The 25278-nt window shown below is 69.6% G+C and carries 19 protein-coding genes; 11 read left to right on the top strand and 8 right to left on the bottom strand.

Annotated features, from left to right (window positions below; all coding sequences use genetic code 11):
* Positions 1–41: 41 nt before the first annotated feature.
* Positions 42–1169, top strand: coding sequence for an HNH endonuclease signature motif containing protein (locus ACFFQA_RS31065; protein ID WP_377860083.1), 1128 nt, complete (start codon positions 42–44; stop codon positions 1167–1169).
* A gap of 237 nt (positions 1170–1406) precedes the next feature.
* On the opposite strand, the gene ACFFQA_RS31060 is transcribed toward ACFFQA_RS31065, so the two are convergent.
* On the bottom strand, positions 1407–3467 hold the full coding sequence (locus ACFFQA_RS31060; RefSeq protein WP_377860081.1) for a hypothetical protein: 2061 nt from the start codon (positions 3465–3467) through the stop codon (positions 1407–1409).
* A gap of 94 nt (positions 3468–3561) precedes the next feature.
* Positions 3562–4965, bottom strand: a complete 1404-nt coding sequence (locus tag ACFFQA_RS31055; RefSeq protein WP_377860079.1) for a PucR family transcriptional regulator — start codon at positions 4963–4965, stop codon at positions 3562–3564.
* Between the two features lie 118 nt (positions 4966–5083).
* On the opposite strand from ACFFQA_RS31055, the gene ACFFQA_RS31050 reads away from it, so the two are divergent.
* The 5 genes from ACFFQA_RS31050 to ACFFQA_RS31030 all read left to right on the top strand — a co-directional run bounded on the left by ACFFQA_RS31050 (position 5084) and on the right by ACFFQA_RS31030 (position 10094).
* Positions 5084–6517, top strand: coding sequence for a sodium:solute symporter family protein (locus ACFFQA_RS31050; protein ID WP_377860077.1), 1434 nt, complete (start codon positions 5084–5086; stop codon positions 6515–6517).
* A complete protein-coding gene (locus tag ACFFQA_RS31045; protein ID WP_377860075.1) occupies positions 6514–7680 on the top strand; it encodes a pyridoxal phosphate-dependent aminotransferase in 1167 nt (388 codons plus the stop codon). Before ACFFQA_RS31050 ends, ACFFQA_RS31045 begins: the two co-directional genes overlap by 4 nt.
* Before the next feature lie 86 nt (positions 7681–7766).
* Entirely contained in the window at positions 7767–8381 is a 615-nt protein-coding gene (locus ACFFQA_RS31040) for a hypothetical protein (RefSeq protein ID WP_377860073.1), read from the top strand.
* A gap of 13 nt (positions 8382–8394) precedes the next feature.
* Positions 8395–9027 carry a winged helix-turn-helix transcriptional regulator gene (locus ACFFQA_RS31035; RefSeq protein WP_377860071.1) on the top strand — a complete coding sequence of 211 codons (633 nt, stop codon included), beginning with the start codon at positions 8395–8397 and terminating at the stop codon, positions 9025–9027.
* Positions 9024–10094 (top strand): serine hydrolase domain-containing protein, encoded by a 1071-nt coding sequence (locus ACFFQA_RS31030; protein ID WP_377860069.1) that lies wholly within the window; start codon positions 9024–9026, stop codon positions 10092–10094. Before ACFFQA_RS31035 ends, ACFFQA_RS31030 begins: the two co-directional genes overlap by 4 nt.
* Before the next feature lie 60 nt (positions 10095–10154).
* Here the strand turns inward: ACFFQA_RS31030 and ACFFQA_RS31025 are convergent, their stop codons facing one another.
* From ACFFQA_RS31025 to ACFFQA_RS31005, 5 genes are all read right to left on the bottom strand, one after another.
* Entirely contained in the window at positions 10155–11789 is a 1635-nt protein-coding gene (locus ACFFQA_RS31025) for a glycoside hydrolase family 13 protein (RefSeq protein WP_377860067.1), read from the bottom strand.
* Positions 11790–11820: 31 nt separating this feature from the next.
* Positions 11821–12702 (bottom strand): carbohydrate ABC transporter permease, encoded by an 882-nt coding sequence (locus tag ACFFQA_RS31020; protein ID WP_377860065.1) that lies wholly within the window; start codon positions 12700–12702, stop codon positions 11821–11823.
* Positions 12699–13673 carry a carbohydrate ABC transporter permease gene (locus ACFFQA_RS31015; RefSeq protein ID WP_377860064.1) on the bottom strand — a complete coding sequence of 325 codons (975 nt, stop codon included), beginning with the start codon at positions 13671–13673 and terminating at the stop codon, positions 12699–12701. Before ACFFQA_RS31015 ends, ACFFQA_RS31020 begins: the two co-directional genes overlap by 4 nt.
* Positions 13609–14958: an ABC transporter substrate-binding protein gene (locus ACFFQA_RS31010; protein ID WP_377860062.1), complete on the bottom strand. Its 1350-nt coding sequence runs from the start codon at positions 14956–14958 to the stop codon at positions 13609–13611. The genes ACFFQA_RS31015 and ACFFQA_RS31010 overlap by 65 nt, the downstream gene beginning before the upstream one ends.
* A 225-nt stretch (positions 14959–15183) precedes the next feature.
* Positions 15184–16230, bottom strand: a complete 1047-nt coding sequence (locus ACFFQA_RS31005) for a LacI family DNA-binding transcriptional regulator (protein ID WP_377860060.1) — start codon at positions 16228–16230, stop codon at positions 15184–15186.
* A 413-nt stretch (positions 16231–16643) separates the two neighbouring features.
* Between ACFFQA_RS31005 and ACFFQA_RS31000 the strand changes: the two genes are divergently transcribed.
* The 5 genes from ACFFQA_RS31000 to ACFFQA_RS30980 are packed head-to-tail and all read left to right on the top strand — an operon-like array spanning position 16644 to position 23919.
* Positions 16644–17774: a GNAT family N-acetyltransferase gene (locus ACFFQA_RS31000; protein ID WP_377860058.1), complete on the top strand. Its 1131-nt coding sequence runs from the start codon at positions 16644–16646 to the stop codon at positions 17772–17774.
* Positions 17771–18931 (top strand): LuxE/PaaK family acyltransferase, encoded by a 1161-nt coding sequence (locus ACFFQA_RS30995; RefSeq protein ID WP_377860056.1) that lies wholly within the window; start codon positions 17771–17773, stop codon positions 18929–18931. Before ACFFQA_RS31000 ends, ACFFQA_RS30995 begins: the two co-directional genes overlap by 4 nt.
* Positions 18928–21453, top strand: coding sequence for an acyl-CoA reductase (locus ACFFQA_RS30990; protein WP_377860054.1), 2526 nt, complete (start codon positions 18928–18930; stop codon positions 21451–21453). Before ACFFQA_RS30995 ends, ACFFQA_RS30990 begins: the two co-directional genes overlap by 4 nt.
* The gene (locus ACFFQA_RS30985) at positions 21446–22690 is read left to right on the top strand and encodes a phenylacetate--CoA ligase family protein (RefSeq protein ID WP_377860052.1); all 1245 of its coding nucleotides are present in this window, start codon (positions 21446–21448) and stop codon (positions 22688–22690) included. The genes ACFFQA_RS30990 and ACFFQA_RS30985 overlap by 8 nt, the downstream gene beginning before the upstream one ends.
* Positions 22687–23919, top strand: coding sequence for an MFS transporter (locus ACFFQA_RS30980; protein ID WP_377860050.1), 1233 nt, complete (start codon positions 22687–22689; stop codon positions 23917–23919). The genes ACFFQA_RS30985 and ACFFQA_RS30980 overlap by 4 nt, the downstream gene beginning before the upstream one ends.
* Positions 23920–24131: 212 nt before the next feature.
* Here the strand turns inward: ACFFQA_RS30980 and ACFFQA_RS30975 are convergent, their stop codons facing one another.
* Positions 24132–25175, bottom strand: a complete 1044-nt coding sequence (locus ACFFQA_RS30975; RefSeq protein ID WP_377860048.1) for a terpene synthase family protein — start codon at positions 25173–25175, stop codon at positions 24132–24134.
* Between the last annotated feature and the right edge of the window lie 103 nt (positions 25176–25278).

Raw genomic sequence — 25278 nt, 5'->3', positions numbered from 1 at the left:
TAGGGCCATGATCACCATTTTTGGCGAGATAGAATAGGAATATGACCCCCGACGAGACCCTCGATTCCATCGAGGACGCCTACCGCGCGGTGAATCACGCGCACGCGGTCCTGGCACGCTGTCTCGCCGATTTGGTGGTCAGCACGGATTTCGCGGAATACCCGTACCTTGGGGATGAGGTCGGCGCGTTGTTGTCGATTTCCTCGCGCAAGGCCAGCACGCTGATCAACCACGCCGAGAACCTCGCCTCCCGCCCGGCCGTCCTCGCCGCCCTGGAGGAGGGTCGGATCGACCAGGGCAAGGCCCTGCTGATCGTGGACCAACTGGAGCCGCTGACCGCTGTGCACGCCGAGATCGTGGAAGCGGTACTGATCGAGTACGCCCGCACCCATCACTACAGCCGGATCCGCCAGCACGCCCAACGCCTGATCGCCAAGCTCGACCCCGAAGCAGCAGCCCGGCGGCACGAGGAGAAGAAGCGCACCCGGCGGGTGGAGAAGCTCAACCTCGACGACGCGATGTGCGCGCTGCGGTTCCAGTTCACCGCCCTCCAGGGCGCCCTGGTGTGGGACCGGATCGACCGCATCGCCCGAGGTCTAGGTGAGGATGAGCGCACCATGGACCAGCGCCGCGCCGATGTCGCGTTCGACCTGTTGATGGGTAAGGAGACCGGCGCACCCCAGGGTGAGGTCAAGGTCCTGGTCACCCTCCCCGCCACCACGTTGATGGGCATGGATCAGGAACCGGGGATGCTCGCGGGCTATGGCCCGATTCCCGCAGATGTGGCGAGGGACATCGCAGCGGGTGGCACGTGGAAGCGGATCCTCACCGACCCCGTCACTGGGGTGGCGGTGGATGTGGGGCGGACGAACTACCGTCCCTCAGCCGCCCTCGCGGACCTGGTGAGAGCCCGCGACGTCACGTGTGTGGCCATCGGGTGCAGGCAACCGGCGCACCGCTGCGACCTCGACCATTGCGAGCCTTTCGACGGCACCAACACCATCGCGGATGACCTCGGTGCGAAATGCCGACGACATCACGTGATGAAACATCACACCCGGTGGAAACGAACCCAGCTCCCGGGCGGTATCCATATCTGGACCACCCCGATGGGAAGAACGTATGTCCGGGAACCTGAGCCGATAGCGGATCCCGCTCCCCCGTTTTAAACCCGACCCCGGCTAGCCCGCCACCACATTAGGTGAGCGGGCTAGCGGCAGTGGATGCCCAAGGAAATCCGCACTCAAGTCCGGGAGAATTATCCGAGGGCAACCCGACGGAGTCGGGGCGGCAGCACGGCCGTAAACGCCACCACAACAAGAACCGCAGCACGACCCTCAACGCCACTACAACAAAAGCCGCAGCACAGCGCTAAACGACCCCAGCACACCAACCACAAGCCAGAACTAGTACCGCGCCACGCGGTCACGCAAAGCCGCGACCCCGGGGTGCCGCGAGCGCTCGTACACCCCGAGCAACCGCTCCAGGTGGCCCTTCGCCACCACCCGGTCCCCCCGCGCCTCGGCGAGGGCGACCAGGCGTTCCAGGGCGTCCGCCTCGTACGTGGGCATGTCCCTAGCGCGGAAGATCTCGACAGCGCGCCGGAGCCACTCCTCGGCGTCACCATCCACTTCGGACAGGGTGACCATGACCCGCGCCTCGGTGCGCGCGTCCTCCTGCCGCCGCGCGAAGGCCAAGGCGTCGCGGAGCAGCCGAACCGCCTCCTCGGTCCGCCCGGCTCTCGCGGCCAGCCGCCCGAGGTAGTGCTTGGCGATGGCCTGCGGGCCGGGGCCGATCCGCTCACCGATCTCCAGGAACCGCTCGTAGGCCCGCGTCGCCTCCGCGTCCTGACGGCGCTCGAAGAGCAGACGGCCGGTCAGCTCGAACACCGAGCCGACCAAGCGCAGGTTGTCGGTGGACTCGGCTAGCTCCCTGGCGGCCGCCATCGTGGCCAGCGCCGCCGCGGAGTCCCCGTTGTCGAGCTCGAACCGAGCGCGTTGACTGAGCATCCTTGCCTCTGCTTCCCCGTTACCCCACCGCTTCGCCGCGGCCAGCCCGATCCGGTCCAGCTCCTGCCACTCCAGCGGGTGCGGCCGGTTCATGTGCAACGCGAACATCGCTTCCGCGATCATGACCACCAGGTCGAACCAGCCGTACCGCAGCGCGGTCGCCGCGATCTCGGCCAGCGCCGACCGCTCGGACTCCAGCCAGTCCAATGCCTTGGCCGCACTGGAGAACGGGTTGTCCACATCGGACGCGAAAGACACGACGGACTCGATGGTCACGATGCGAAGCCGGTCGCGCTTGACCGCCCGGTCGGCGAGCGCGGCCAGCACGGCCATCCACCTCGCCAGCCGGTGCTGGGCCTGTTCGCGCACATCGCCGCCGAGGCGCTGTCCCACCCGCGCGGCGTGTTCGCGCACCGGGCCGAGGAACCGGACCCGGCCGCCGCGGTCCTCGGTCAGCAGGCTCGCGTCCAGCAGCTCGTCGACCACCGCGCGCACGGCTTCCCGGGACACGCCGAGCACCGTGGCGGCCATGTCCTCGGTGAAGGTGGCGCCGGGGCTGACACCCAGCAGCCCGTACAGCCGCTGCGCGTCGGGGCCGAGCTGGCCGAAGGGCACGTCGAAGAGGTCCACCACCAGATTCCCTCCGTCGAGGTCGCGAACCAGGTCCGCGATCTCCCGCGCCGGGCGCTTGCGGAGCCTGGCGGCGACGGCGTGCAGCAGGAGGGGGAGGCGGCCGCACCTGGCGATCAGCTCGGCGACGGCATCGGGTTCCGCGTCGAGGCGCTCGCGGGGGCAGAGCGCGCCCATCAGCGCCATCGCGTGGTCGCCGTCCAGCGGGCTCAACCGCAGGTCCTCGGCGCTCTGGCTCAGGACGTGGTCGAGCTGCCAGTGGCTCACCACCAGCACCGCGCTGGCGGCGGAGCTCGGGATCAACGCGGTGATGTCGTCATGGCGGTCGACGTTGTCCAGGACGACCAGGACCCGGACCTGCCTGCTCTCGGTGCGGAACTGGTGCTTGCGGGCGGGTAGTCCCTCAGCGACCCAGTCCCGCCCGATCCCGAGTCCCCTGATGAACTCACCCAGGATGTCCTGGTAGGCAACGGCTCCGTCGTGCCGGTAGTCGTTCAGGTCGGCGTAGAAGATCTTGTCGAAGTCGTCTTCGAGCTCGCTGGCGCATTCCGCGACCAACGCGGTCTTCCCGGTCCCCGGCAACGCGGACAGGAGCAGCAGCAGCGGGGCCTCCGGGTGCGGGGCGCGCAGCCGGTCGAGCAGCCACGCCCGTTCCTCCGTCCGGTTGACGAAGAAGCGTTGCCGCGCCGGAACACCCCAGGCGTCCGCGACCGGCTCCGCCGGGGTGGTGAGCACGAGCCGGTTGATCGTGCCTGCCTGCACGAGGTTGCCCATGACCTGGCCAGACAGGTCGTTGTGCGTCCTTCCTGAACCGTGCTCCGCGGGCATCTCGTCTCTCCCCATGCGCCTACCGGGACGCGTACGGTGACGATCTTTTCACGGTCCGCAACACCGAGCACGTCTCTTGGGTGAATGCCCAGGTTCACGCGCGGAGCCAGCGCAGCGCCAGCCACAGCTCCGCGCGCGTGTCCGGAGCACTCAGGTCGCGGTCGAGCAGCTCGGCGATCCGGGCGAGGCGGTGCCGGACGGTGTTGCGGTGCACCCCCAAGGCGTCGGCGGCCGCGTCCCACCCGCCGTTGTGCGCCAACCACGCGTGCAACGTGGCGAGCAGCCCCGCCTCCACCACCGGTCGCAGGCACTGCCGAGCGAAGGCCCTAGCGTCCACACCAGACACCAGTGAGTCCACAGTGGAGTCGTCCACTCTGGACCGTCCTTCGACCACCGCCTCCGCAAGCAGCCTCTCGGCCCTGGCAGCGGCAGAACGCAGCTCTGCCAAGGGAACCGGACCGCTGACTCCGACCAACCACCCCTTCGGCGCGGCACCGTGGTTCTCCGGCAGCACCACGAGTACTCCCCCTGCCGAAGCGGGTGCGACCAACGACGTGCCGAACGCGACCGAAGCCTCGGCACTGCCCCTGACACGCCGCGCGCGGACCACTCGCCACCGCGTGTCCGGCGAAGCGTTCAGGGCCTTCGCCAGGAGCTCGGCGGAGTCGACGCCGCCGACGGCGAGGCCGAGCAGACCGGCGGTCAGCTCCGGGGAGGAGCGCGCGGAGGCTTCGAGCAGCGACAACAGCGCGACGCCGACGCTGAGCACGGCGCGGTCCGCAGGCAGGAAGGAGTCCCCCGCGACGAGCACCGAACGCGGTCCGGAACCGGCTCCCTTCAGCGCGTGCGCGACGAGCTGCCGTCCGCCCTGGTGCGCCGTCGCGGCGGAGGGCCCCTTGGCGGACCGCACGCGTTCGGCGAGGCGGAGGACCTCATCGGGCGGGGCCGGGCCGCCGACGGCGACGCGGCGGCCGGAGGGGTCGAACAGCACCGCCCAGCCCGACAGCAGTCCCGCCAGCCGCCGCACAACCGATGCCGGGCCTTCACGGGCCGCCGCCCTGGTCAGCGCGCCCTGTGCGGTGGACAGCCTGCGCATGCCCGCGCGTTCGGCCTCGGCGAGCATCAGCGAGACCTGCTGGCCGATCATCAGGAACGTGACCTGGGTGGAGACCAGCAGCAAGGGCAGGCCGTGCCGCTCGCAGGACTCGACCAGCAGCGGTGGCACCACGTCGTGCACCGGCGTGACACCGAAGCCGAGTGCCGCCGCGCCCGCCTCAGCGAGGCGTCTCACGTAGCGGTCGATCTCGTTGGCCTCCACCGGGAAGTCGACGCCCGCGGTGAACAGGAGCTCCTGGCCGGTCAGGTAGCGACCCGGATCGCGCAGCTCGCTGACGTGCACCCAGCGCACCCTGCGGCCTTCGACGGGGCCGACCAGAACGGTCAGCCCCAGGTCGGGGCGGGCGACGAGGTCGCTCAGGGCCACCGTGGGCATGTCCATGCCAGCCTCCCCGACTAGACAAAACATCCTATGTGAGGGCTGTGGTTGTGCGAGTTGTCCACTTCGATGAGGCCGGGCCGTTTCCTACGGTCAGCGCAACCCATCGATGGAGGACGCGATGCCGATCGACTCCCTGGTGATGGTGGGCTACCTGCTCGCCATGGTCGCCGTCGGCTGGTGGGCCGCGCGGCGCGCCGGAACGAAGAGCGAGTTCCTCGTCGCCGGGCGGCGGCTCGGGTACACCATGTACTCCGGGACCATGTCCGCCGTCGTGCTCGGCGGGGCGTCCACTGTGGGCGGTGTGCGGCTCGGCTACCTCTACGGGATCTCCGGCGCGTGGCTGGTGCTGACGATCGGCCTCGGCGTGCTCGGGCTGAGCCTGCTCTTCGCGCGGCGGATCACCAGGCTGCGGGTCTACACGGTCTCGGAGATGCTCCAGCTGCGCTACGGCGGCTCGGCCGCGTCGATCTCCGGCGTGGTCATGTGGATCTACGCGTTGATGCTGATGGTCACCTCGACGATCGCCTGCTCGACGATCTTCGGCGTGCTCTTCGGGATGGACCGGGTCTCGTCGGTGGTCCTCGGCGGCGGCATCGTGGTGCTGTACTCGGTGCTCGGCGGGATGTGGTCGATCACGCTGACCGACATGGTGCAGTTCGTGGTCAAGACCATCGGCATCCTGTTCGTGCTGCTGCCGATCGCGGTCGGCAGGGCGGGTGGCTTCGACGGCCTGTACGCGGCGCTGCCCGCCGAGTACTTCTCGCTGTGGCACATCGGCGCCGAGACGATCCTGACCTACGTGCTCGTCTACTTCTTCGGGCTGCTGATCGGCCAGGACATCTGGCAGCGCGTGTTCACCGCGCGCGACGACAAGGTGGCCACGGTGGGCGGCACCTTCTCCGGGCTGTACTGCCTGCTCTACGCGTTCGCGGGCGCGGTGGTCGGGATGGCGGCCAAGGCGCTGTTCCCCACCCTCGCCTCGCCGGACGACGCCTTCGCCACGATCGTCACCGAAGCCCTGCCGACCGGCATGCGCGGCCTGGTGCTGGCTGCCGCACTCGCGGCCGTCATGTCCACCGCGAGCGGCGCGCTGATCGCGTGCGCCACGGTGGCCAGCAACGACATCTGGCCGAGGGTGCGCGCCCTGCTCGGCCGGTCCGGCGAGGTCGACGAGGTGCGCACCGCGCGGGTGTTCACCCTGGTGCTCGGTGTCATCGGCATCGCCGTCGCCTCGCTGCTCCAGGACGTCGTCGGAGCGCTGACCGTGGCCTACAACCTGCTCGTCGGCGGCCTGCTGGTGCCGATCCTCGGCGGGCTGGTGTGGCGGCGCGGGACGAGGCAGGGCGCGCTCGCCTCGATCGTGGCCGGCGGGGTCGCCGTGGTGGTGCTGATGTCCACCCACGGCATCCTCGCCAACGAGCCGGTCATGTGGGGCCTGCCGATCAGCCTGGTGACCTACGTCGTGGTCAGCCTGGCCACTCCGCCGACCGAGGACGCCCTGCTCGCCGCGTGGCAGGAGCGACTGGCCGGACAGACAGGAGAGAAGCAGTGATCCCACGGATCAGCACGAAGGTCGCGTCGTTCACCGAGTCGGTGATCAGGGAGATGACGCGGGCCGCCGACGCGCACGGCGCGGTGAACCTGTCCCAGGGGCTGCCGGACTTCCCGTGCCCGCCGGAGCTCAAGACCGCCGTGGCCGACGCCGTGCACGCCGACCTCAACCAGTACCCGACCACGTTCGGCGAGGCGGCGTTGCGCGAGGCCATCGCGGTCAAGACGGAGGCGACCTACCCGGGCTGGTCGGTCGATCCCGAGACCGAGCTGTGCGTGACCTGCGGGGCGACCGAGGCGATGGTGGCGACCATGCTCGCCCTGCTCGAACCCGGCGACGAAGTGATCATGTTCGAGCCGCGCTACGAGAACTACGGGCCGGACGCGATCTTCGCGGGGGCGAAGCCGGTGTTCGTGCCGTTGCACCGTCCCGACTGGACGATCGACGAGGCCGAGCTGCGCGCCGCGTTCACCGACCGCACCAGGGCGATCGTGGTCAACACCCCGCACAACCCCACCGGCAAGGTGTTCTCCGCCGAGGAGCTGGAGCTGATCGCCGAGCTCTGCCAGCGCCACGACGTGCTGTGCTTCACCGACGAGATCTACGAGCACATCCACTTCCTCGGCGAGGGCGGCCACATCCCGCCCGCGACCGTGCCGGGGCTGGAAGACCGCACGGTCACGATCAACAGCCTGTCCAAGACGTACGCGGTCACCGGCTGGCGCGTCGGCTGGACCATCGCGCCCGCGTGGGCGACCAAGGCGATCCGCACCGTGCACGACTTCCTCACCGTCGGCGCGCCGACGCCGTTGCAGGCCGCCGGGGTGACCGCGATGCGGCTCCCCAGGAGCTACTACTCCGATCTCGCCGAGCACTACCGCGAGCTGCGCGACCTGCTGTGCCCCGCGCTGACCGACATCGGCTTCGAGCTGCGCGTGCCGGAGGGCGCGTACTACGTGCTCTGCGGGACCGGGAAGTTCGATCAGGACCGGGACGACGTGGCCTTCGCCCGCCGCCTGATCACCGAGTTCGGGGTGGCGACCGTGCCGGGCTCGTCGTTCTACGCCGAGCCCGCCAAGGGCGGCGACCTCGTGCGCTTCGCGTTCCCGAAGCAGGAGGCCACGCTGCTGGCCGCGATCGAGCGGCTGAGCAAGCTCGGTTGAAGATCGACAACAGTTCCGTGTTCAGCGGGCACCGGCGGTTTTCCCCTGGTACTACAGAAAAAGATCACGACAGAACGGGGGTCGGTGTGAGCGAGACCAGCATTTCCCGAGTAACGAGCCCCGGACGGTGGCTTGCCAAAGCCGCGACCGAGGTGCTCTCCCCGTACACGGTGTTGATCGCGCTGCCGTTCGTGGTCGGCGCGGCCACCCAGGACAGGCAATCCGAGGCGCTGTGGTGGGCAGCGGCGCTCGCGGTGTTCTCCAGCTTCGTCCCGTGGGTACTGATCATGGGCGGAGCACTGCGCGGGCGTTGGGAGGGACACCACGTCCGCAACCGTGAAGGCCGCAAGACACCACTGCTGATCTGCGTGGCGTCCGTCGTCGTCGTTACCGTGGCGATGGTGGTCTTCGACGCCCCGACCAGCATGAAAGCCCTCGGCATCGCCGAGCTCATTTTACTGATGGTGACGATCGGGGTAACCATCGGTTTCAAGTGGAAGATCAGCGTGCACGCGGCGGTGGCGGCGTCGGCGGCGCTGATCACGGCGGTGCTCTACGGGACGGCGTGGCACGCGCTGTGGCTGCTGGTGCTGCTCGTCGGCTGGGCGCGGGTGCGGATCAACGACCATGACCTGCCCCAGGTCGTCGCGGGCACTCTGCTCGGGCTCGTCGGCGGAGCGCTGTTCGTCGGGCTGGCCTAAGTAAGCTCGCCGGGTGCGCAACTACCGGCAGTACTGCGGGCTCGCGGCGGGTCTGGACGTGGTCGGTGAGCGGTGGACGTTGTTGGTCGTGCGGGAGCTGTTGCTCGGCCCCCGCCGCTACGGCGAGCTGCTCGCCGACCTGCCGGGCATGGGGACGAACCTGCTCGCCGAGCGGCTGAAGTCGTTGTGCCGCATGGGTGTCATCACCAAGGACGACCAGGTGTACGAGCTGACCGAGCGCGGTCGGGGACTCGCGGACGCGGTGCACGCGCTCACCCGCTGGGGCCTGTCCTTCCTCGGTGACCCGTCGGCGGAGGCGGTCTGCCGCCCGCACTGGGGCCTGTTCGGGCTCCAGGCGATGGCCGACGGCTCCCGGGTGCCGGGGCTGGACGAGAGCTACGAGTTCCGGATCGACGACGAGGTCTTCCACCTGCGGGTCGCCGGAGGCGAGGCGCGGGCGGAACGCGGTCCGGCCGACCGGCCCGCGATGGTCATGACCACCGACGCGAGGACGTTCGTGCGCCTGGGCTCAGGTTCGCTCACGGCCGCCGAGGCCGCCGCGGCGGGGCTGCTGAGCGTCTGCGGCGATCCCAAGGCGTCCGCGCGGTGCGCGAAGGTCCTCGGTCTGCGGCGGGAAGCGGCATGATCGCGCCGGGGTTCCAGCCGCTGCGGGACGCCTTCGACGACCTGCTCGGCGCGCGGCCGGGGTGGAGCGGGGCGATGGCCGCCTACCACCGGGGCACGCTCGTGGCGCACCTGCACGGTGGGCCGGACTACCGCTCCGACAGCGTGCAGCTGATCTGGTCCTCCTCCAAGGGAGTCGCCGCCATCGCGCTGGCCGTGCTGGTCGAGCGGGGGCGGCTGGACCCGGACGCGCCGGTCGCGGAGTACTGGCCGGAGTTCGCCGAGGGCGGCAAGGCGGAGATCCCGGTGCGGTGGCTGCTGTCCCACCAGGCCGGACTGTCCTCAGTGGACGGCGGGTTCGGGGTGGACGACGTCATCGAGCACGACCAGCTCGCGAAGCGGCTCGCCGCCCAGGAGCCGTTGTGGGAGCCGGGAACCGCGCACGGCTACCACGCGCTGACCTTCGGAACCCTTGTCGGAGAGCTGTTCCGGCGGATCACCGGCGGCACGGTCGGCGGCTGGCTCGCCGAGGAGTTCCCCGACCTGGACGTCTGGTTCGGTCTGCCGGAGTCGGTGGAGCCGCGCCTGGTCCCGTTGTTCACGCCCATCGGGTTCGACCCGAAGAGCCCCGTGGTGCGCGCGTTGCTGACCCGCGACACGTTGACCCGGCAGGCGTACGGCGCGGACTTCGGCGCACGCATCGGCAACGAGCGGCGGCTGCGGGCGGGCGAGGTGCTCTCGGTGGGCGCGGTGGCCTCCGCCAAGGGGCTCGCGGGGCTGTACGCGGCGTGCCTCGGCGGTCTGCTGTCCCCTGCCACACTGGAGTCGATCGCGCGGCCACACGCGTCCGGCCATGACCTGGTTCTGTTGCAGGACACCACTTATGGGCTGGGTTTCCAGGTCTCCGGCGGCACTTTCGGGCACGACGGGCTCGGTGGCTCGCTGGCGTTCGCGGACCCCTCCGCGGAGCTGGCGTTCGCCTTCATCACCAACCACATGCCGATCAGGGGCTTCGCCGACGACTGCACGGACGCCCTTGTCGCGAGCCTCCGCGGTTGCCTGCGGGGCGGGCCCGGAACGCCGCCATAGCTCCGGACCCGCCCCTTCTCCGAGCCACGAGTCGTACGCCTCGAACTCGGAGAGTCTCCGCTATCGGGTGCGAAGCCAGACCGCGGTGTCCGGCGGCAGCTCGCCACCCTCGATCGGCCCGCTCGACAGCAGCACGCTTTCGTGCTCTGGCAACGAAACCGGAGCCGCACCGAGGTTGACGACGCAGGTGAACCCGGGTGGGCGGCGGAAGGCGATCACTTCCGGCAGGTCGGCCACCCACTCCATCGGTCCGTCGCCCAAGGCGGGCTCCGCGCGGCGAACTCCCAACGCCTCGCGGTAGAGCTGGAGCATCGAACCCGGCCGGTTGTCCTGGGCCTGCGCGGTGTAGTCGGCCCACTCAGCGGGCTGCGGCAGCCACGGCGCGGCAGCCCCGAACCCGAACGGCGACTCCGTTCCCGACCACGGCAAGGGAATCCGGCACCCGTCCCGCCCTGGGTCGGCTCCGTTGGTGCGCGCCCACACCGGGTCCTGACGCAGCTCGTCCGGCACGTCCTCGACCTCCCAGAGCCCAAGCTCCTCGCCCTGGTAGACGTAGACGCCACCGGGCAGCGCCAGGGTCAGCAGCGCGGCGGCACGAGCACGTCGCGTGCCGAGCTCCCGGTCGACGACCGTCCCGTGTCGACGGTCCGCGAAGTCGAAGCCGGTGTCCCCGGCACGACCGTAGCGGGTGACGTGCCGCGTCACGTCGTGGTTGGACAGCACCCAGGTCGCGGGCGCGCCAACGGGAGCATGAGCGTCCATAGTGGACTGGATGACCGCACGGAGCCTCGCGGCGTCCCACGGGCACGACAGGAAGTCGAAGTTGAACCCCGAGTGCAGCTCGTCGGGCCGGAGGTAGCGCGCGAAGCGTTCCGGATCGGGCAACCACATCTCGCCGACGAAGACACGCTTGTCCGGATAGGAGTCGGCGATCCTGCGCCAAGCGCGGTAGATCTCGTGCACGCCGTCCATGTCGGAGTACGGCAGCCGGTCGGTGGCCTCGCCGACGTCGGGCAGGTCCGGGTGCTTGACCAGGCCGTCGGCGACGTCGATCCGGAAACCGTCCACTCCCCGGTCGAACCAGAAGCGCAGGATGTCCTCGAACTCCGCGTGCACCTCCGGCCGCGTCCAGTTCAGGTCCGGCTGTTCGGAGGCGTAGAGGTGCAGGTACCACTGGCCGTCCGGAACACGCGTCCACGCTGGGCCGCCGAAGCGCGACTGCCAGTCGTTCGGCGGCAGCTCGCCGTGCTCACCGCGTCCGTCGCTGAACCAGAAACGTTGGCGCGCCGACGATCCCGGCTCCGACCGCAGGGCTTCGACGAACCACGGGTGCGCGTCGGAGCAGTGGTTGGGGACGATGTCGATGATGATCCGGATGCCGAGCGCGTGCGCCTCGGCGATCAGCGCCTCCGCGTCGGCGAGGGTTCCGAAGGCGGGCTCGATGTCGCGGTAGTCGGAGACGTCGTAGCCGCCGTCGGCCATCGGCGAGGGGTACCAGGGGTTGAACCAGATCGCGTCGATGCCCAGTTCGGCCAGGTACGGCAGGCGGTCGCGGACCCCGGCGAGGTCGCCGACGCCGTCGCCGTTGCCGTCGGCGAAGCTGCGCACGTAGACCTGGTAGATGGCCGCCCCGCGCCACCACGCGGCGGTGGTCTGCGTGCTGGTGTCGTCGAGAGTCGGTTGGGAGACGGTCACGCTGTGCCCCTTCTGGAGAAGGAAAGCCGGGTCAGCCCTTGACGCTGCCGGCGGTCAGACCGGCGAGGATCTGACGCTGGAAAACCAGGAAGATCGCCACCATCGGCAGGCTGGCGAGCACCAGCCCGGCCAGCAGCAGGTTCAGCGGCATGTCGGGCTCCATCCGGTGCAACGCCACGCTCAGCGTCTGCGCGCCGGGGTCCGGGAAGACCAGCAGCGGCCAGATGAAGTCCTTCCAGGCGGCCACGACCGCGAAGATCGACACGACCGCGATGATCGGCTTGGACATCGGCAGCACGATCCGCACCAGGACGCGCACCGGCCCCGCGCCGTCGATCCGCGCCGCCTCAAGCAGCTCGCCGGGGATCTGGTCGAAGAACCGCTTGAGCAGGTAGATGTTGAACGCGTTGGCGGCGGCGGGCAGCCAGATCGCGGCGGGCGAGTTGATCAGGTTCACGTGCGCGAACGGAACGTCCACAATGGTCAGGTACGTCGGCACCAGCAGCGCGGACGCCGGCAGCATCAGCGTCGCCAGCATCAGCCCCATGATCGCGTTGCCGAGCACGGGCCGGAGCTTGGACAGCGCGTACGCGGCCGGAACGTCGACGGCGAGCTGGAACAGCCACGCCCCGCCCGCGACGACCACGGTGTTGAGGAAGTACCGCGCGAGGTCCATCTCCTGCCACGCCTGGCCGTAGCTCTCCGGGTGCCACTCCTGCGGCACGATCGGCGACGGCACGCGGGCCAGCTCCGGCGGGGACTTCATCGCCCCGGTCACCGCCCAGTAGAGCGGGAACAGGAACGCCGCGGTGAAACCCACCAGCACCAAGGAGAAGACGGTCCAGTAGACGACCTTTCCCCTGGTGTCTCGCAACCGTGCCGGGGACACGAGCGTGCGAACGTGAGTGCTCATGATCTCCCCTTGGTCAGGCGCACGTAGCAGGCGGAGAACACGCCCAGCACCACGAACAGCAGCAGGCTCATCGCACTCGCGGTGCCGAAGTCGTTGTAGACGAAGGCATAGCGGTACAACAGCAGCAGCACGGTGAGCGTGGAGTCCTCCGGCCCTCCGCCGGTCATCACATAGGGCTCGGTGAAGACCTGCATGGTCGCGATGACCTGCATCAGCATGAGGACCAGCAGCACGAACCTGGTCTGCGGCACCGTGACGTGCCACAGGCGCTTCCACATGCTCGCGCCGTCGAGCTCGGCCGCCTCGTAGAGCTCACCGGGAATGGTCTGCAACGCCGCCAGGTAGATCAGCGTCGCACTGCCCATGTTCGCCCACGTGGAGACGATGACCAGCGAGATCATCGCGGTGTCGCCGGAGTCCAGCCAGTTCAGCGGCGGCGCTCCGACCGCGCGCAGCCCGTCGTTGAACAGGCCGGGTCCGGGGTTGTAGAACCACTTCCACAGCAGGGAGGTCACCACGGGCGGCAACATCACCGGCAGGTAGACCAGCAGCCGGAAGTACGCCCGCGCGTGCCGCATCTCGTTGAGCACCACGGCGGTGAGGAACGGGACGACGAAGCCCAGCAGCAGGGCCAACCCGGTGAACAGCAGCGTGTTGCGCCACGCGATCCCGAACAACGGGTCGGCGAACAGCCGCTCGAAGTTGGCGAACCCCACCCACGTCGGCTCGTTGACGAAGTCGACCTGCTGGAAGCTCAGCAGCACCCCGCGGATGATCGGCCACCACGAGAACAGCGCGAAGCACAGCAGCGCGGCGCAGAGCAGTCCGTAGGCGGTCAGGTTCTCCGCCAGCCTGCGCCGCCACCGCCCGGGAGCCGGGGTCGGGGCGCCTGCCCCCCGCGCGGTCTCAGCCCGCCTGAGCGAGAGCACTGTTGACCTTCGTCTCGGCCTCGGCGAGCAACCGGTCGACATCGGCGTCGCGGTCGGTCAGCACCGCCTGCATCAGGCTGTCCAGCGCGGCGTAGACCCGCTGCGCGTTGGGCGGCTCGATGCTGCCCTTCACCGTGCCGGAGGAGTTGACGAAGGACTGGTAGTTCCCCACGGGAACGGTGGCGTACTTGGCCTTCAGCGTCTCCTGCCGCTCGCGCACCGGCCCCGCGTAGATGTCGGAGAAGGGCGAGACCGGCAGGCCGACGGGCTGCTTCAGCTCGGCGTAGCGCTTGAGGTTGCTCTCGATCCGGTCGGGGTTGAGGTACTTCCACCGCAGCCAGGTCAGCCCGGCCTTGATCTTCTCGGGGCCGGCCTTCGGGTTGATCATGTAGCCCTCACCGCCGATCAGCGTGCCCTTGCCGCCGGGCAGCGGGGCCATGCCGTAGTCGGTGTAGGAGCCGTTGAACTGGTTGACCAGCGTGGGGATGTTGTCCGGGGCGGCGATGTACATGCCGAGCTGGCCCGCGCCCATCATCCGCTGCACGTCGGCGACCTCCAGCAGCTGCTTGCTGCCCATGCTGTCGTCGGTCCAGCGCATCTCGCGCAGGTACCGCAGCGCCTCGCGGCCCTTGTCGTTGTTGAAGTCCGCTCTCCAGCCGGAGCCCTCCTGCCGCGCCACCTGTCCGCCGACCGAGTACAGCCAGCTGGTGAGGTGCCACCCGCCCTGGTTGTTCTTGCTGAGGTCGGCGAACCCGACCGTGCCGTTGCCGAGCGCGCTGATCTTCTTCGCGGCGGCGCGGACCTCCTCCCACGTCGCGGGCGGCTTGTCCGGGTCGAGCCCGGCCTTGGTGAACAGCGCCCGGTTGTACAGCAGGCCCATCGAGTAGTTCGCCGTCGGCAGCCCGTACAGCCTGCCCTTGCCGTCCTTGAAGACGTCCAGCAGCCGCGGCTGCAGCTCCGGGATGCCCTGCACGTGGTCGGTGATGTCCGCGGCCTGGCGGCGGGCGATGATCTGCGCGGGATCGGTGAAGTAGACGTAGAAGACGTCCTCCAGCTGCCCGCCCGCGAGCTTGGCGGAGAACACCTTCGGGTCCATGAAGCCCTCGCGGGGCTGGATGTCGATGTTCGGGTGGGCCGCCTCGAAGGCCGCGACGTCCTCGTCGAAGATCCTGCGCTCGAACGCCTGCGTCTGGGGTGCCTGCCCGTTGACGGTGATCACGATCTTGCCGCCCGACGCGGGCTGGGCGGCGCCGCCGCAGGCGGCCGTGGAGAGGCCGAGTCCGGCCACGAGTAACAGTCCGAGCGCGGTGCGACGGCTTCTGGTCATCGGGATGCCTCTTCTCAGCGTCAATGCTGGGGATGCGGCGGCGCGGTACGGCCCGCTCACCTTAATTTCCCCACCACTCCACCGCAAGATCCCGACGACATCCCGCAATAAACCCACAACCTCCCTCCCCTTCGCACCCAAAAACGGCCATTCGCGGGCTTATGGACGCGTCCGGAGGCCCGGAGGGGTCCATAAGCCCGCGAATGGCCGTAAGGGGTGCGGGGGTTAGCGGGGGGCGGGGGCGGTGGAGGCGCGGACGACCAGCTCGGGTTCGTAGAGGAGCTCCTCCGAGGAGACCTCGGCGCCGTTGATCTGGACCGCCAGGAGGTCCACCGCCGCGCGGCCCATCGCTTCGATCGGCTGGCGGATCGTGGTCAGGGGCGGGTCCGTGCAGTTCATGAAGGCCGAGTCGTCGTAGCCGATCACCGAGACGTCCTTCGGGACCGCCATGCCCCGGCGGCGGACCGCGCGGACCGTGCCGAGCGCCAGGGGGTCGCTGGCGCAGACGATGCCGGTGACCCCGCGCTCGATCAGCCGGGTCGCCGCGGCCTGGCCGCCTTCCAGGGAGAACATCGCGTGGCCGACCCATTCGGCCGGCACGTCCAGGCCCGCCTTGGCCGCGGCCGCGGTGAAGGCGGCGAGCTTGCGGCGGGAGGGGACGTGGTCCGGCGGACCGAGGACCATGCCGACCCGCTCGTGGCCCAGCGACGTCAGGTGGGTCAGCGCCTGCTCGGCGGCGACCGCGTCGTCGCAGGAGACCCTGGGGAAGCCGAGGTCCTCGACCGCCGCGTTGACCAGCACCGTCGGCAGCTGGCGCTCGATGAGCAGGCGGTAGTGCTCGTGCGAGGCGTCGGCCTGGGCGTAGGCGCCGCCCGCGAAGACGACCCCGGAGACCTGCTGGGCCAGCAGCAGCTCCACGTAGTCGGCCTCGGAGACCCCGCCCGCCGTCCTGGTGCACAGCACCGGGGTGAAGCCCTGCTGCGCCAACGCGTTGCCCATGATCTCGGCGAAGGCGGGGAAGATCGGGTTCTGCAGCTCCGGCAGCACGAGGCCGACCAGGCGGGCGCGTTCGCCGCGCAGCTGGGTCGGGCGCTCGTAGCCCAGCACGTCGAGCGCGGTCAGCACGGCCGCGCGGGTCGACTCGGAGACCCCGGGCTTGCCGTTGAGCACCCGGCTCACCGTCGCCTCGCTCACCCCGACCTTGCGGGCCACCTCGGCCAGTCGTCGCGTCATCCCGCAATAATGACGCAAGTTCGCGCAAGCCGCATACATTTCTTGCAGACCCTTGCGAAGACCGCCGACACCCAGGGGTTGGCGCGTTCGGCGTAAACCGACCCCGAAGGTCGTCGTCCACCAAACATACGACTCCTGCCATCAAAAGGATGACTACCCGAGGACCCGACCCGCGGCGGTTTGCTCAGATTCCAGACGGGGAATTCCAACAGCCGGGAACGGATTACCCGAACGGCCGATTAGTTAAATAACGAGAGCCGCCGTTACCGGATGTGACTATGGTCGCCACCGGCCGACATATCCGCAGGCCAGGCGAACGCTCAAGCATCTGTCAAGGATTCGGGGCGATAGCATCGAAGCGTCTACGGCCGACGGCCGAGCCCCTTATCCTCCCCGTTCTTCCTGTTCGCGCGCGCGTGGGCGGGAATCGAGTGCTGCCTGAAGGAGACGCGTTGACACCCGTTTTCGACCGTGCCCGGGTCGACGACATCGACGAGCTGTTGCTGCTCTATCGACGCGTCTACGGCAAGGCCTACGCGCTCCCGCTGGGCACCGACCCGGCCGTCATGGCCCAGGAGATCACCTCGGACCGCACGACCTGGATGGTCGCCCGCGAGCCGAACGGGGGCAGGCTCGTCGCGTCCATCGTGGGCAACGTGGACCCGGCGGACCGGCTCGGCAAGATGCAGGGGCTCGTGGTGGACCCGGAGTGCCGCGGCGGCGGCATCGCCCAGCGCGCGGTGGGCTCGATGAGCGACGAGATGCTGGCCGACGGCCGGATCGACTCCGTCTACGCCACCGCGCGCACGACGGCGACCGCGCCGCAGCGGATCTGCCTGCGCAGCGGGTTCCGGGCGCTGGGCTTCTTCCCCAACCTCCGCAAGGCCGCAAAGCACGAGACCATGGTCCTGCTCGCGCGGCACCGGGACGGCGTCATCGAGCAGCGGCACCCGGTCGAGCGCGTGCCCGCCAGCCTCGGGCCGATCGTCGAGGCGCTGACCACCGTCGCGGGCATGCCGGTGCTGCCAGAACCGGTGCCGGAACAGGAGGTTCCCACCCAGCTGCCGTCACCGGGCGTGGAGCTGATCAACGCGCCGGACTTCGTGCTGCGCCGCTTCGGCGAGGTGGTGGACCCCGTCCGGGGGTTCTACCCGTTCCACAAGCCGAACGTGCTGCTCGCGGCCTGCGACGGCTCGTACGAGGTGTACACGCACCTCAGCGTCAGCGACGGGTACTGCACGCTGATCGGCGCGGCCCCGGACCCGATGGCGGTCTCGCCGCACCTGGACCAGCTGATCGGCCAGCTCGGCGACTTCGGCGCGTTCTACGTGGAGACGCTGGTCCCGCTGCACTCCTTCGAGGAGCTGTCCTCGTTGCTCTCGCACGGGTTCCTGCCCGCCGCCGTCTACCCCGCGATGCGGCGGGACGGCGAGATGTTCCGCGACTACGTGGTGATGGCGCGGACCATGCAGCCGCTGGACTTCCGCGGCCTCGCGATCGACGCGGCGTTCCGGCCGTTCGTCGAGCAGTACATCGACCTCTGGAAGCAGAAGTACCTCAACACGATCGGGGTGTACCGGTGAGCAGCTACCTCGGCCCGATCACGGTGCCGGACCCCTCGGCCCTCGCCGAGGTCCAACGCCTGTGTGATCTCGCGAAGCCCTACGACACCGGCCCCGACGCCGACGCGCTGTTCGTGGCCGCGATGAACGAGTCCAACCGCTGGCACGCGGAGCGCTCGCCGTTCTTCGCGAACCTGCTGGGCTCGCGGCCGCCCTTGGAGTCCATTGTGGACCTCGAACGGCAGCCATTCGTGCACGCGAACTTCTTCAAGATGCACGAGGTCGTCTCGATCCCGCGCGAGGACGTCAAGCTGCACGTGACCTCCTCCGGCACCACTGGCCAGAAGTCCCAGATGTTCTTCGACGACTGGACGTTGCGCTCCGGACAGCGCATGGTGGCGCGGATCTTCGAGCACTACGGGTGGATCGACGACAACCGCCCCGTCGACTACCTCATCTACACCTACCAGCCCAAGCCCGGCGTGAACCTCGGCGCGTCCTTCACCGACCACTACCTGTGCGACTTCGCGCCGGTGCGGCGGGTGGAGTACGGCCTGCCCAGCACCGGCAACGGCCACGAGTTCGACGCTTTCGGTGCTGTGCGGGCACTTCTGCGCTCAGCTGAGGACGGCGTGCCCGTGCGGATCTTCGGCTTCCCGGCGTTCCTGTCCTTCACCCTGGACCGGATGCGCTCGCTCGGCCTGCCGCCGGTCTCGCTCTCCGACGACTCGCTCGTCCTGTTCGGCGGTGGCTGGAAGGGCAACGCGGACAAGCAGATCAGCAAACGCGAGCTGTACGCGAAGATCACCGACCAGCTCGGCATCCCCGACGAGCGGATCAGGGACGGCTTCGGCTCCGTCGAGCACTCGGTGCCCTACATCGAGTGCGCCAGGCACAACATGCACGTGCCGGTGTGGTCACGGGTGCTGGTCCGCTCCGTGCGCACGCTGGAGCCGCTGCCCCACGGCGAGCGCGGCTACCTCCAGTTCGTCTCGCCGTTCATCACCTCGGCGCCCGCGCAGAGCGTGCTCATGGGTGACCTCGCTTCGCTGCACACCCCGGCCGAGTGCGGCTGCGGTCTGGACACGCCGTGGTTCGAGATCCACGGGCGCGCCGGGCTGAGCCGCAACAAGAGCTGCGCCATCGCCGCCGCCGAACTCCTGAAGGACAGGTCATGAACCAGCACTACTGGCAGGGCGAGTGGGTCGACGACGCCGAGGCCGACCGCCGACTGGACACCCTTGAGGAGCGCACCCAGCAGGTGCTCGCGGGTGAGCCGCTGAGCCCGCTGATCGTCATGGCGGCGGCCGACCGGCTGGTCAAGCACCTCTCCGACGCGGAAAGCCCGGTGCGCCAACGGCTTTCGCAGCGCCTGGTGGACTGGAACGTGCCGTCGCAGGAGATCGAGCAGATCCTCGCCGGGCTCACCGGAGCGCTCGCCAGGCCGACGATCGAGAAGAAGGTCGTCCGCGAGCTGGGCACTGTGGACCCGAACCGCCTGGCGCGCTTCGACTTCCGCAAGCAGGTCTTCGAGGCGTGGGTGCCGGTCGGCCTGCTCGCGCACATCGCGCCGGGCAACGCGCCCGCGGCCGGTGCGCTGAGCTGCCTTGAGGGACTGCTGTCCGGCAACCTCAACGTGGTCAAGACGAGCGGTGAGGACTCGCGGTTCACCGCCGAGCTGCTGTCGGCGCTGGCCGATGCCGACCCGACCGGGCAGATCGCCGAGCGGGTCATCGTGCTGCACTACTCCTCCAGCCGCCGCGAGTGGCTGGAGCGGATGTGCGCGCCGGCCGACGCCGTCGCCGCGTGGGGCGGGGAGGAGGCCCTGGCGGGAGTCGCGTCCGTGCTGCGCCCCGGCTGCCGCTTGGTCGAATGGGGCCCGAAGCTCTCTTTCGCTTACCTGACAAGCGATTCCTGGTCCGACCAGGAGACCTTGCGACGCGTGGCCGCCGATGTCTGCGCGATGGACCAGCAGGCGTGTTCGAGTCCGCAGGTCCTCTACCTCGACACCGACGACGACGCGGAGGTCTTCGCCTTCGCGGAGCGCTTCGCCGCCGTGCTGGACGAGGTCGTCCCCACCGCCGATCGCCGCGAGCCGAGCGACCCGGAGTGGGCCGAGATCACCAACACCGTGCTCGTCACCGAGCTGGAGCAGCACCTCGGACTCACCAAGGTGCACAAGGCTTCCGACGGGTCCTGGCGGGTTCTCGCCGACACCCGCTCGGCGCTGCGGGCCTCGCCGTTGTACCGCACGGTTTGGGTGAAGTCCCTGGCACGCAAGCAGATCGCCGCGACGCTGCGGCCGATGCGCCGCTACCTCCAGACCGTCGGGCTCGGCGCGAACCGGCAGGACACCGCTGTGCTCACCCGGAGCCTGATCGGCGCGGGCGTGCAGCGGGTGACCGTGCCGGGCTCGATGCTCGGCAGCTACGACGGCGAACCGCACGACGGCGTGTACGCGTTGCAGCGCTACAGCCGCCGCGTCGACGTGCAGCTCGACGAGCGCTTCGACCGGGACGCCTGCCTGGACGACCTGGTCAGCGCGCGCAAGCTGCCTCCGCCCGCGGTCCCGGTCACGTCCAAGGCGGAGTTCGACCGGTTGCAGGACGACCTCAGCCGGGCCGAGGTGTTCTTCCGCAGCGGCGGCAGCACGGGCGCTCCGAAGCTGTCCGCGTTCAGCTGGGCCGACTACGACGAGCACATGCGCCACGGCGCCGAGGGCATGATCGCCGCCGGGTTCGACCCGCGCACCGACCGGACGATGAACCTGTTCTTCGGCGGCCAGCTCTACGGCGGTTTCCCGAGCTTCTTCTCGGTGCTGGAGCGGCTTGAGGCCGTGCAGTACCCCATGGCGGGCCAGCAGAACGAGCACGAGATGGTTGCCAAGTCCATTGTGGACAACAAGGTGGACACCCTGCTCGGCATGCCCAGCTACCTGCTGCGCCTGTTCGACGAGGCGGGCGAGGCGCTGCGCGCCTACCGCGGGGTCCGCAAGATCTTCTACGGCGGCGAGCACTTCAGCGAGCAGCAGAAGCGGTGGCTGACCGAGGAGTTCGGCGTCGAGCTGATCCGCTCGGCGGCCTACGGCAGCGTGGACGGCGGCCCGCTGGGCTACCAGTGCCTGGAGTCGCCGTCGCGGGTGCACCACCTGTTCGCCGGCTTGCAGACCCTGGAGATCCTGGACCAGGAGGAGGACCGCCCGGTCGCCCCCGGCGAGACCGGCCGACTGGTGTTCACCGCGCACACCCGGCGCGGCCAGCGGCTGGACCGCTACGAGATCGGCGACCTCGGCCGCTGGCTGACCGAGGAATGCCCTTGCGGCAGAAGGACTCCGCGCTTCGAGCTGCTGGGCCGCGCCGGTGACGTGTTCCGCAGCGGCGGGCACTTCCTCAACTACCGCAGGTTCGTCGCGGTGGCGGGTGAGGCCTTCGACTACTCCGGCGACCTCCAGATCGTGCTGGACGAGGCAGGTGACCAGGAGCGGCTGACGATCCGGCTGGACCGCGACCGAGCCCCGTCGGACACCGAGACGGTCCGGAGGGAGTTCGTCCAGCGCTACCCCGACCTGGAGACGACCGCCGTCCGGGACCAGCTGGTGTCCCTGCACATCGAGCTGGCGTCAGCCGAGAAGTTCAAGCGCACCAACAACAGCGGCAAGCTCGTCGCCGTCGTGGACAGCCGGGAGCGTAACGGTGACTGACTACAACCGACTCGTCGAACTCGTCCGCGAGAACTCACCGTTCTACCGCGAGCTCTACCAGGACCTTCCGGACGCGCCCGCGCTGGAGGAGCTGCCCGTGGTGGACCACGGCGCGTACTGGGCGGCGAACACGCTGCACGACAACCGGCTGCACACGGCGAAGCACGTCGGCGGGATCGTCTTCAAGAGCGGCGGAACCACGAGCGCGCCCAAGGTTTCAGTCTACACGCGCGCCGAGTGGCGGGAGATGAGCGAGACCTTCTCGAAGGGCCTGGCCGCGGCGGGGCTGCGTGAAGGCGACCGGGTCGCGAACCTGTTCTACGCCGGAGAGCTGTACTCCAGCTTCATCTTCACTCTCAACGCGTTGCAGGACTCGCCGGTGGACACCGTGCAGCTGCCGATCGCGGGTTCCTCCACGCAGGAGTTCATCACCAACACCCTGCTGGAGTTCGGTGGCACAGTTCTCGCCGCGCCGCCCACGTCGCTGTGCCAGCTCGCGCAGTACGTGCACGACACCGTGGGCTCGCTGCCGCTGATCCGACTCGTGCTGTTCAGCGGTGAGGCGTTCTACGGCGATCAGCGTGAGCTGCTGGCCTCGGCGTTCCCCAACGCGTCCGTGCGCTCGATCGGCTACGCCAGTGTGGACGGCGGCATCCTCGGGTCCCCTGTGGACGGTGAGGAGGACGCTCGCGTGCACCAGGTCTACCCCGGCCGGATCATGGAGATCCTGGACGAGGACACCGGTGCGCCGATCACCGAGCCGGGCAGGGTGGGCCGGATCGTGGTGACCGACCTGGTCCGCACGCTCCAGCCGGTGCTGCGCTACCCGGTCGGCGACCGCGCCGAGTGGGTCGACGTGGACGCGCGGACCTTCCGCCTGCTCGGCCGCTCCGACGAGGGCGCCAGGGTCGGGCCGGTCACGCTGTACCTGGACGACCTGCTGAGCATCGTGAAGACGGCGGTGGGCGGCCAGGGCATCACCGGCGGCCAGGTGGTGCTGCGCCGCCGCGCGGCCAAGGACCAGCTCGTGCTGCGCCTGGCCGGTGACGTGGTGGGCACGGACAAGCTGACCGAGGCGATCGCGGCGCGGCTGGACGAGACCCGCCCGATGTTCGCCGACCACGTGGCCCGCGGCCTGATCCAGCCGCTCGCGGTGGAATGGGTCGGCACCACCGAGCTCACCACCAACCCGCGCACCGGCAAGCTGGTCCGCCTGATCGACGAGCGTGGCGCATGAGCACTCCGACACGCAGGAAGCCCCTGCTGGTGCGCAACCGGAACTTCGCGCTGGTCTGGGTCGGCCAGGTGCTCAGCCAGGGCGGCACCCGGATCTACCAGATCGCGTTGCTGTGGTGGCTGCTCGGCAGCCTGCCGGAGGACGTCCGCGGCATCGCCTCCGGCGCGTTCCTGGTGATGGGCGCGCTGCCGCCGCTGGTGCTGGTGCGCCACATCGGCAGGCTGATCGACGTGCGGCCCAGTCGCGAGGTGATGATCCGCGCCGAGCTCGTCGCCTGCGCCGTGGTCACCGTGCTGGCGGTGTTCGCCTGGCAGGACGCGGTTTCCCCGTGGGCGGTCTACCCCGTCGCGCTGGTTCTCGCGGTGTGCCAGGCGTTCTTCGACCCGTGCCTGCTCAAGGCGATGCCGGAGCTGGTCGCGGCCGAGGACGTCGAGCGCGCGGTCGGCTTCGGCACCTCCACCCAGTCGGTCGCCAACTTCGCGGGCGCGGCCTTCGGCGCGGTCCTGCTGGCCACGGTCGGTTTCCCGGGCGCGGTGATGATCAACGCGGCGAGCTACGCGGTCGCGGCCCTGTGCCTGTACCTCGCCCGCTTCACCCCGCTGCCCGCCTCCCCTGCCCCGCTCGCGGTCGCGGACTCGGCTCCGCAACAGGAGCACAAGAGCACCTGGAGCTTCCTGGGCTCGATGCCGTCGGTGCGACCGCTGTTGGTGTGCTTCGCGGCGGCGAACTTCTTCTCGGCCCCGACCCTGCTGGTGCTGCCGCTGTACACGAAGCTGGTGCTGAACAGCGAAGCGGGCACGCTCGCGGTCCTGGAGGCGGCTCTGTGGCTCGGGCTGCTCGTCGGAGCTTTCAGCGCGGCGAACATCCCGACAGCGGGCCGCACGATCCGCTTCGGAGCGCTGTGCATCGCGGCGTTCGGCTTCTTCCTGGCGATCCCGAGCGTCGTGGCCGACACGACCGTGTACGCGGCGATGCTGGCTCTCGCGGGCCTGTGCCTCGGCATGTCGAACGTGAAGTTCACCGCCCTGTTCCAGGCGGCGGTGCCCAACGAGGTGAAGGGACGCTTCTTCGCGGCGCTGCAAGCGGCGATCAGCGCGACCTTCCCGGTGGCCTTCCTGGCCTTCGGAGCGATCGGCGACGCGATCAACCCGCAGCTGCTCACCCTCGCTCAAGGCGCGGGCCTGCTCGTCTTCGCCGTGGTCCTGTCCCGCATCCCCGAACCCCACTAGCCCCCCGATGCCCCCGGCATGACACGCCGACCCCACGCCGCGGTAGGCGCACGTGGGCCAGCTGGCGTGGTCGGAGTTTTCGCGTTGTGGAGCCTTAACGCGCGAAAGAGCGCTCCCATTTCGCGTTAAGGCTCCACAACGCGAGATGAGGGGCACGCGGAGGTGGGTGTCAGGGGGTGGTGGGATGACCGCATCGGTGTGTGGAGCTCCTGTCACAGGAGGTTGAGCAGGGCCGTGGGTGCGGCGGGCGGACCGGGGAGGCGTTTGGTGGCGCTGGGGCGACGCGCGGGTGGTGTGCGCTCACGGCAGAGCCAGTCGTGCGTCCCCGCCGTGAACTGCCTGAGGTGGTCGATGTGCCGTAAGAGGCGTTCGCCGTCCGCCAGCCCCATCCCGAGCTCGACGGCGAGCGCGGGGACCTCCGTGATCGCGAGGTTCTCGAACCGGCGCAGCCGTTCCGTGCCGAGTGAGTTGAGGACCTCGCCCGCTCGCTGCGGTGGACAGCCGAGGAACCGGGTGTAGACGTGCACGCCGTTGTTGACCTTGGTGTCGCCGCGCACGTCCTCCCGGTAGGTCCGCGCGTCGCTCTGCGGCCCGGTGGCCTCGAAGAACGCGGCGAGCAGTGCGCGCATCGGCCAGGTGTCGAAGACCTCCTGGGGAACCCTGTCGTCGATCGTGTGCCGGATCAGGTCGTGCGCCCAGGCCACTCCGAAGGTCTGGGTACGGGTGGCGAGGTAGCCACTGGGATCGGGCACCCGGTCCTGGCAGAGGTTGGACAGCTCTTCGACATGGCTGTCGCCGTAGCTCTTCACGTTGCGGCGCAGCTGTTCCCGGAGCGCGCCGGGCATCGACGGCGCGGTGCGGACCCACAGGTCGGCGAGGCCGCGCTCGGCCGCGTTGACCGGCGACGCGACCACTGCGGAGTCCAGCGGCATGAATGTGGGCAGTCGCCGGGCGAAGTGCTTCGCTCCGGCGATGTCGCGTGTTCGCCGGTACTCGTCGCCGATGTGCGCGACCAGGTGGAAGCCCCAGATGTGCCACTCGCTGAGCAGGTGCAGCGCCGACTCGGACGCGTCGGGGTGCGTGCGCGCGGCGAAGGTCGCGGCGCCCAGCTCGTCGATGTCCCGTTCCTCCCAGAACGTCCCCAGCATCCCCATCCGTCGCGCCCAGTCCTTCGCGTGCCGTCCCGCGGCGTCCGCAAGGGGGTGGCTCCGCGTGGGATAGGGCCGGTACATCTCGGGTGGCTGGTAGTCCGACATGCTGTGCACCTCTCGTCGATGGCGCCCGCTGGAGCCGGGAGCACCCGATCAAATCGCAGCGAGCACTCGCCAGGCGATGTACCGATCAGGTGACAGGTGCGGG

Source organism: Allokutzneria oryzae, from assembly GCF_042429765.1.
Lineage (GTDB): Bacteria > Actinomycetota > Actinomycetes > Mycobacteriales > Pseudonocardiaceae > Allokutzneria > Allokutzneria oryzae.
The sequence above is the reverse complement of the archived record's forward strand: the minus strand, read 5'-3'. Positions and strand labels throughout refer to the sequence as shown.